Genomic DNA, 9306 nt, shown 5'->3' on the forward strand with positions numbered 1-9306 from the left:
GAATACGAACAAAATAATATATATTTGTAGTATTTGGGAAGATACCAACTAATCATTGAGAAGAAATTGATAATAAAGTAGTCTTTGAAATTGAAATTTTCAGAATCTTTTAGATTTAGACTTGATATTTTCTAGATATAGTATTGAGCCTATTTTGTATTGTACCAAGTATGATAAGGGTGAAGCAAGTGAGGGATATAATTTTACCCCATTAATGTTTTTTAATTCGAATACACAGTTGGGAAAATTGGTAAATAAGAGACATATTATGCCCAAAAAGGATGGTATTCATATAGTGGATATTGCTAAAGCACATACTTTAGCTTTAAATTATCTGTTAAACGAGTGAAAAGATAATTGGTTTTGGTAATAAAATTACGAACGAAATTCGAATTGGCTACTAGTGAAATTTTAGATTTGTTATATAATAAGATTTATTGGTGATATAGTAATTTAAATAAACATAAACAAAATCTTTAATTTACAAGTAGAAAGAAGGAAAGTAAATGAGAAAAAAGATCCTATTTTGGGTATTAGGAATCATAGGCGTATTACTTATAGGCGGGGGCGTCTACGCTTATAATATATATTCTTCTGTTTCAAAAACATTAGATGAAGTTCATAAACCTTTAAAGCGTGATCAAGGTAATAAGCAAGAAGAAAAAATTAATAAATCTGAACCTGTTTCAATCCTGTTGCTAGGTGCAGATGAACGCGGTGAAGATAAAGGGCGTTCGGATTCTTTAATGGTCATTACTTTAAATCCGAAAAACAATTCTATGAAGACGTTAAGTATCCCTCGTGATACGTATACGGAAATTGTAGGTAAAGGAAAAAGTGATAAAATTAATCATGCTTACGCATTTGGTGGCGTGGATATGTCTGTTGCAACAGTGGAAAAATTCTTGGGTGTTCCTATTAATTATTATATAGAAGTTAATATGGAAGGATTTAAGGATATTGTTGATGCGGTCGGTGGTGTAGATGTTAATAATGACCTAGAATTTTCCCTTGACGGTCAACACTTCCAAAAGGGAAATATTCATTTAACAGGTGATCAAGCTTTAGCGTATACTCGTATGCGTAAAGAAGATCCACGTGGTGATTTCGGTCGTCAAATGCGTCAACGTCAAGTGATGCAGGCGGTTATTAAAAAGGGTGCAAGTTTCTCTTCACTTACAAGTTATGGTGATGTGTTAACAGCAGTCCAAAAGAACGTGAAAACAAACTTAACGCAAGATCAAATGTTTGATATGCAGAAGAACTATAAAAATTGCTTGCAGAACAGCGAAGATATCCAAATTCCAGGTGACGGTCACAAAGCCGCTGATGGCATTTGGTACTACTATGTTCCAGATGCAGCAAAACAAGATTTAACGCACAAGTTAAAAGCACAGCTTGAAGTGACTAAGTAATATGTAATGAACCCAACTCACTTGGAAGGAGTTGGGTTTATTTTTGCGTAGATTTATATTAGTATTATATATTGTGAGATTAATAGATGAGGTGAATCGATGAATAAGAAAGCAGTAGTTGTCCTATTTATTTTTGTATTGTTTATTGCTTCGGTTGTGAGCGGTAAACTATATTGGAATAAGAAGATTGCGAATGCAACAGGACAAACGAGTGAAGTAACGAAAACAAAGGCTGAAGTGAAAGATAGCGGAGCGAAGAAAGAAGAGAAAAAACAAGATGCAAAGTCATCTTTTAATGAAGCATACGCAAAGAACTTGCCAGATGCAGTGAAAGAGAAGTTAAAGAAAGCTGCTCAGGATAAGAAGGCAGTAAATCTTGTTATTGTTGGTGATGAAGCTTCTTCATCTGAAAAAGATGCTTGGGTAGCTAAGTTCACTGCTAATTTAGAGGCTTCTTACGGTAAAGGTTTATGGAATGTGACGGTAAAGGAATATAAGGGTGAAAGTACAGAGGAATTAATCGCGAATAAACGCGATAAAGAGATTGCGAAAGACAATCCAGATGTGATTTTGTTTGAGCCACCATTTATTACTGATAACGGAAAAAATGGTAATGGAAATTCTGTTGCGAATACACAGAAGTTTGTTCAGGCACTTTCTACTAGTGCAAAAGGCGCTACAATTATGATTCAACCATCAAACCCAGTGTATGGTGCGAAGAATTATCCGAAAGCGATTGAAGCATTAAAACAATCTGCGACGCAAAATGGTTATACATATGTTGATCATTGGGGAGCGTGGCCTGATGCAACAACGAAAGCGATTTTACCTTACTTACAAACAGAGTTCGGTTTCCCAAGTGCTAAAGGGCATGAAGTTTGGGCGCAATATGTAACGGATTACTTTGTAGCGAAGTAATGAAGGGTATATAAAAGGTATACGAGCAATCGTATACCTTTTATATTAGTAAAGTAATAAAGAAATCCTAATAAATATGCGGGAGGAAAACAATGAAATCAATCTTAATCTGCGGCGGAGCGGGCTATATCGGTTCTCACGCTGTTAAAAAACTAGTTGATGAAGGTTTATCGGTAGTAGTAGTAGATAACTTACAAACTGGTCATGAAGATGCAATTACGGAAGGTGTGAAGTTTTATAATGGTGACCTTCGTGATAAGGAATTTTTAAGAGATGTTTTTAAACAAGAAAATATCGAGGCGGTTATGCATTTCGCAGCTGATTCTTTAGTGGGCGTTAGTATGGAGAAGCCTCTTCAGTATTATAATAATAATGTGTATGGTGCACTTTGCTTGCTAGAAGTAATGGATGAGTTTAAAGTAGAGAAGTTTATTTTCTCTTCTACTGCGGCGACTTATGGTGAAGTAGATGTAGACCTTATTACTGAGGAAACGACGACAAATCCGACGAATACGTACGGAGAGACGAAGTTAGCAATTGAGAAGATGCTTCATTGGTATAGCCAAGCCTCTAATTTAAGATATAAGATTTTCAGATACTTTAATGTGGCTGGTGCAACTCCAAGTGGTATTATCGGGGAAGATCACCGTCCAGAGACACATTTAATCCCTCTTGTTTTACAAGTGGCGTTAGGTCAACGTGAGAAGATTATGATGTTCGGTGATGATTATAATACACCAGATGGTACTTGTATCCGTGATTATATTCATGTTGAAGATTTAGTGGCAGCTCATTTCTTAGGACTTAAAGACCTACAAAATGGTGGGGAAAGTGATTTCTACAACTTAGGAAATGGTAATGGCTTTAGTGTAAAAGAAATCGTTGATGCAGTTCGTGAAGTTACGAATCATGAGATTCCGGCTGAGATGGCACCACGCCGTGCGGGAGATCCAGCACGTTTAGTTGCTTCTGCTCAGAAAGCGAAAGAGAAGTTAGGATGGAATCCTGAGTATGTAAATGTGAAGACAATTATCGAGCATGCGTGGGATTGGCATCAGAAGAAACCTAATGGATATGAGAAATAAGTTTTAATAAATGAGAGAGGGTACTGTCGTTCAACATATGTTCGACAATACCCTCTCTTTTTTTGTATGATTTTTGCTATACTAAACTGTACTATAATACAGGATGGAAGGAGGAGAATGATGAAAATACTTGTAGTAGATGATGAATCGAGTATTCGTAATTTGATTCGGATGCAGTTAGAGATGGAAGGGTATGAAGTATTGACGGCGGCTGATGGGAGAGAAGCTTTAGAGAGATGGAATGAGCAGCCGGATGTACTTATTTTAGATGTGATGCTTCCTGATACGGATGGATATGAGTTGTTACGTTTATTCAGAGAGAAGGAGCGTGATATTCCGGTGCTTATGTTGACAGCGAAGAGTCAGATGAATGATAAGTTACTTGGTCTTCAGCTTGGAGCTGATGATTATGTGACGAAGCCTTTTAATTATGCGGAGCTTATTCTTCGGGTGAAGAATATGGCGCGGCGCGTGAAGAAGAAGGAGGTTCCTTTAAATCATGAGGTGATTGGGGCTGGTGATTTACTTATTTGTCCAAAGGAACGAAAGCTTCATGTGAGTGGGCAGGAGGTTCAGTTAACGTACCGAGAGTTTAATTTATGTCAGTTGTTTGTTTCGAATCCGCAGCGTGTATTCATGAGAGATGAGCTATTAGAGAAGGTATGGGGATTTGAGTATATCGGAAATACGAGAGCGGTTGATATTATGGTGCAAAGGCTTCGGAAGAAACTCGGCGCGAGCGGGGAGTATATTAAGACAATTTATGGCGTGGGGTATAAGCTTGATTGCTAAAAGGTGATGATATGTCTTTAAAACGAAATATGGTGTTTGGAATAGTTGGGTTGTTGATTCCAATTCTTGTTCTTTTGTATGCGGTTGTTTATATTGCACTGGAGAAGAATGTGTATCATAATGCGGCAGATTCCTTAGAAAAGTTAAGTGTGGAAGCGCAAATTTATACGATGAATTATTTAGAGAAGGAAGCAGAAGTAGAGACGCTAGGGCCTAATTCGCTTTTAATTGCTTCGTATTTAGCGAAGCGAATGGATGTCCGGGTGCAGATGATTGGGAAGAATGGAGATGTTGTTGCAGATACACAAAAAGGAGCGTTACTTCATCGGAATATTGACATTGAGAGTTCTTTGAAGGGAAAGAAATCTTATGTTTTCGAGGAGGGAGACCCAGCTCCAATTCTTTTGTTTTCAAGTCCGGTTTATTATGGAAACGATGTCATTGGGAGTATTCGTTTTATAAATGAGTTAACGGATGAGAAGGAAGTTTTAACAAATGTGAGTTGGACGTTTTTAATGACGTCGCTTTGTTTAGTAGCTGCTGGTATTTTCTTTGCGATTCGTTTGGCGAAGTCTCTTCATAAACCAATTGATCAGTTAAGGCAAATGGCATATCGGCTTGCGAATGGAGATTATGAAAGTAAGATTGAGCTGAATGAGTATGTGGAAATTGCGCAGCTTTCAGCGTCCTTTAATGCGATGGCTGATGGGATTGAGCTGCATATTAAGCAGCTGAAGGAAGAGAAAGAGAAGCAGAAAGATTTCTTGGACCGCATTACGCATGAGCTGAAAACACCGCTAACAGCGATTATCGGTTATGTGGATTTAATTCCGGAGTTGCAGTCGAAGGAGGATGTGCAGGAGAGCCTCCGTTATGTGTCTGTAGAAAGTGAGCGTCTATTATCACTTGTAGAGGAATTACTTAAGTCTTCAAAGTACGGGAAGAGCACGTTTGAAGTGTCACCTACAGTCGTGAATATTAAAGAATTGGCAGAAGAAGCGGTTTCGATTGTGAAACTCAGGTTGCAGCAGTTTGAAATTGAAGTTATGAATGAGTTAACAGAAGTACACGTCGTTGCGGATTTTGATAAGACGAAGCAAATTTTCTTGAATGTGCTTGATAATGCGATTAAATATAGTGACGCTACGCAAGTTCGTATGAATGTAATTATAAATGAGCAGGAAGCGAAAGTTTTTGTTCATGATGATGGTATTGGTATGGATGAAGGTGTGCTTGCAGAATGGAATGAGTCTCCGGAAGGTAAGGTGCTTCCTTCTAGTTATGGGAATGGTTATGGTTTATACATTTGTCAGGAGATTATGAAGAAGCAAGGCGGAAGTATGCGAATTGAGAGTAGTGAAGAGATGGGAACTACAATATGCATTACATTTTTACTTCCGAGACGGATGGAAGACATAAAAAACTTGAAAGCGGTTAAATGATACATTTATGAAACGATTATGCGGTATTTTCGAAACAACGTTTTTTTATCTTGGAGGTAGGCAGAAATGAAAAGGCTATCATTTCAAATTCTTATGTTTGTCTTTTGTATGATCGTTTCTCTTATTTTGTTTTATGTTATTGAGAAGCAAATATATAATCGAATCACAATTGTGGATGACAAACAAGCCGTTTTACAAAGAGTGAATGAATCCCTTCCTACTGAAGTGAAAGTAAGGCATGAGAAGTGGGGAGAAATTGTTGTAACGGATGAAGTTCGTTTGCATACGATTGTTTCATTCTTTGACCGAATTCGAATAGAACCGAGAGAAGCGAGGAATCAAGAACAAGTATTTACTGGAGAAGTAACGTACTTGAATGGACATAAACGTACTTTTGCAGTAGGTGACTTGTTCCAGTACGAGGCTAATGTATACGGAAAGAATGGCACGGATCCGATGATCTCAGCATTTCAAACGTATTTGTTAAGTCTGTATTATACACCAGAGCGCATTAGTAATTTCTTTGCGGAGGCAAAGGAAGTTGTAGTGAGGCAAGGGGATGTAATATGTACTATAGATCTTACGCAAATATTTGATTCTATTCGATACGCAAAGCAAATTACAGATTACGGAGAAATTCAGAAATTATTACAATCACAGAATGAGCCGATTGCTTATATTACTGCCTATAAAACAGGCAAACGTGTAAAGAATGAGCGGGAGGATATTCTAACTATTTCTGTGTATCCATCGTACTTTGTTGTGCAATATCTCGGTGATAATAACGGGAATGTCATGTATATGAAGGGCTCCCTAGCAGAATTCCTTGTAAAGGAGAGTGTGTCATGAGAAAGATAGCCTTTTTCTTCTTTTTGCTAGTAATCGGAGGAGCGATGTCTAGTTGCTCTCGAGATACAACCTCTATTAAATATAATAAAAGTGGTCTCCCTATTTTGGATGATCGTCATCTCGTTGCGTATGTAGCGGCCCGCGAGGAAGTTGGTGAAGCTTTGCTTTCGTCATTTTGTAAACAACGCGGGTGTACATATGAATTTATTCGTCTATCGACAGAAGAACTTCTTCGGAGAGTAGAAGAGGAAGCTGGAAATCCGAAGGCGGATATTATTATTGGCGGTACAGTAGATGCGCATCAAATGATGAAGCAAAAGAACCTTTCTATTCCTGTTACGACCCAGCATGCGAATCGTATTTCAAAGACTGTTAAAGATAAAGATGGTTATTGGTACGGTTATGAAGTGGAGAAACTGGCAATCGCGATTAATAAAGAGCGGTGGAATGAAGAAATAGCGCCGCTCGGTCTTCCATATCCATCAAGGTGGCAAGATTTATTAGATCCGGTATATACGGGTAAGATTGCAATGCCTGATCCAAACGTTTCCGGCACAGCATATACTTTGTTTCAATCACTTATTGATACTTTAGGTGAAGAAGAATCGAAAGAGTATGTTAAGAATCTTGCAAGGCAAGTTGGTGAAGTAACGGTGAATGGTTATATGCCCGCAGAACTGGTTGCGAGCGGTGAATATATGATAGGCATCAATTTTGCGGGAGATCAGAGAATGCTTCAGAAACAAGGCTTTCCTATTGTAAGTAATGAACCTGAGCAAACAGGCTTATCTGTTAATGCGATTTCGAAACTGAAGCGTGCACCGAGTGGTTTTATAGCGGACTTATTTATTGATTATTGTTTATCAGAAGAAGCGGGGCACATTTTAGAAAAAGTTTCGTTTGGCGTACCAACGATGTTTGCGAAGAATCAGAAAGAGATAGAAGGTCAGCCAGTTAGAAGGACGAACAAAAATATATCAAATAGTGGAATAATCGAGATATGGAATAGACAGCGTCTCTCTCAGCAGTGAGAAAAGGAGACGAAAGAATATGTTTAAATGGCTTAAGCCAGCACCTGCAATTGAGAGATTGCCGGCAGATATGATTGACAGGGTATACAAATTATTACGTATTCGTGTGCTAATGGGAATTTCAGTTGGGTATGCTGCTTATTATTTAGTGCGCAGTAACTTTACGTTATCAAGTACGTATTTAGTACAAGAATATGGTTTTAGTACAGCTGAAATTGGATTGCTAGGTTCAGTAATGGCAATTGTTTATGGATTTAGTAAGTTCTTTATGGGGAATTTATCGGATAAAGCTTTCGCCCAGCGCTTTATCGCAGTCGGATTATTCTTATCGGGGCTTGTAAATATTTGTTTCGGTTTTGCATCTTCATTTGGGATGATTGTTACATTACTTGTCTTAAATGGTATTGTACAAGGTATGGGAGCACCACCTTGTAGTATCGTTATGACGAAATGGTTTTCGAAGAAAGAACGTGGTACGAAAACAGGTATTTGGAATATTTCACATAACGTTGGCGGAATGCTAGTGCCGCCCCTTGTCGGAATTGGTGTAGGTATTTTCGGTGAAAATCATTGGCAGGGCGGGGTATTTATTTTCCCAGCGATTATCGCAATGGTAATTGCAGTTCTTGTTTGGATTAATGCGAAGGATACACCAGAATCTGAAGGTCTTCCTCCAATTGATGAGTATCGTAATGACTATGAAAATCTTGAAAAAGCAGATAATGCTAATAAGATGTCACCAAAAGAAATTTTAATGAAATATGTAGTGACAAATAAGTTCGTTTGGTATTTATGTATTGCAAATGCATTTGTTTACTTAATTCGTTTCGGTGTTATTAACTGGGTTCCGCTTTATTTAACGACAGTTAAAGGTTTTTCAAAAGCAGAAGCGCATGCTGCATACGCGATTTTTGAAGGTATGGCAATTCCAAGTTCATTAATCGTTGGTCTTTTAAGTGATAAGTTATTTAAAGGAAAACGTATGCCATTATGTATTATGAGTATGGCCGGAGTTGTTGTTGGTACGGTTGTATATTGGCAAGCATCTAGCGTACTTGTTGTAAGTATTGCAGTTTCTATTATCGGTTGTTTAATTTACGTACCACAGTTTTTAATCGGTTTAAGTGCGATGGAATTAGTACCGAAATTTGCAGTAGGTACAACAGTTGGTATGTGTGGTCTGTTCGGTTATGTAGGCGGAAGTCTTGTAGCAAACGCAGCAATTGGTGTTATTGTTGATCGTTCTGGCTGGGATGGCTGCTTCATCTTACTATTAGCAGGCGGTATTTTATCAACAGTATTCTTATTTATCGTTCAACGTGGACATGAGAGAAAAGGTCCTAAAGTGGCGTAATAGTTTATTCAGAAAGCGATCCAATCATTATTTTGGATCGCTTTTTTTATATAAGGAAACCTTTCCTTAAAACTATCTTAAAAGATAGAATGTCATATTTCTAATCATTGGTATTTTTGTTACAATATAAATGATTGTGTAAAACTTTGTAAAATGAGTGTAACAATGTAATTGAAACTCTTGTTTTCAGAAAGTTTTATATAGTTAAATATCTATTAAACTATAAGATATAAAAAGGAGCGAGAATATGTTACCTAATACGGTTCGTACTCCAAACAAGAAGAAGAAATGGATTATTATCGGAGTTATTGCACTAATTGTTATTGTAGCAGCAGTTAATATTTTTGTTATGCAAGGTAAGAAGAAAGGTACGGCGAAGACAGATGCTGTAAGTTTTGAGAAAGTGACAGAGCGTAAGCT

The 9306-nt window shown here is 37.6% G+C and carries 8 protein-coding genes and 1 pseudogene; all 9 read left to right on the top strand.

The features are described from left to right. Nucleotides 1–506: 506 nt before the first annotated feature. Nucleotides 507–1415, top strand: a complete 909-nt coding sequence (gene tagU, locus AB3X49_RS13040) for a polyisoprenyl-teichoic acid--peptidoglycan teichoic acid transferase TagU (RefSeq protein WP_367962539.1) — start codon at nt 507–509, stop codon at nt 1413–1415. Nucleotides 1416–1514: 99 nt separating this feature from the next. Beyond that, nucleotides 1515–2333: an SGNH/GDSL hydrolase family protein gene (locus AB3X49_RS13045; protein ID WP_367962542.1), complete on the top strand. Its 819-nt coding sequence runs from the start codon at nt 1515–1517 to the stop codon at nt 2331–2333. Between the two features lie 92 nt (nt 2334–2425). Continuing rightward, on the top strand, nt 2426–3418 hold the full coding sequence (gene galE, locus AB3X49_RS13050; RefSeq protein WP_367962544.1) for a UDP-glucose 4-epimerase GalE: 993 nt from the start codon (nt 2426–2428) through the stop codon (nt 3416–3418). Nucleotides 3419–3538: 120 nt separating this feature from the next. Then, nucleotides 3539–4210, top strand: a complete 672-nt coding sequence (locus AB3X49_RS13055; RefSeq protein ID WP_367962546.1) for a response regulator transcription factor — start codon at nt 3539–3541, stop codon at nt 4208–4210. An 11-nt stretch (nt 4211–4221) separates the two neighbouring features. Continuing rightward, entirely contained in the window at nt 4222–5652 is a 1431-nt protein-coding gene (locus AB3X49_RS13060; RefSeq protein ID WP_367962550.1) for a HAMP domain-containing sensor histidine kinase, read from the top strand. Between the two features lie 66 nt (nt 5653–5718). Beyond that, on the top strand, nt 5719–6501 hold the full coding sequence (locus AB3X49_RS13065) for a DUF3919 family protein (protein WP_063219424.1): 783 nt from the start codon (nt 5719–5721) through the stop codon (nt 6499–6501). Next, nucleotides 6498–7532, top strand: coding sequence for an ABC transporter substrate-binding protein (locus AB3X49_RS13070; RefSeq protein WP_002184616.1), 1035 nt, complete (start codon nt 6498–6500; stop codon nt 7530–7532). Before AB3X49_RS13065 ends, AB3X49_RS13070 begins: the two co-directional genes overlap by 4 nt. A 19-nt stretch (nt 7533–7551) precedes the next feature. Continuing rightward, the gene (locus AB3X49_RS13075; RefSeq protein WP_002184617.1) at nt 7552–8886 is read left to right on the top strand and encodes an MFS transporter; all 1335 of its coding nucleotides are present in this window, start codon (nt 7552–7554) and stop codon (nt 8884–8886) included. Between the two features lie 247 nt (nt 8887–9133). After that, nucleotides 9134–9306 (top strand): annotated as a pseudogene (locus AB3X49_RS13080) (efflux transporter periplasmic adaptor subunit); the annotation flags it as partial.

The organism is Bacillus sp. C30 (assembly GCF_040838255.1).
Classification (GTDB): domain Bacteria; phylum Bacillota; class Bacilli; order Bacillales; family Bacillaceae_G; genus Bacillus_A; species Bacillus_A mycoides.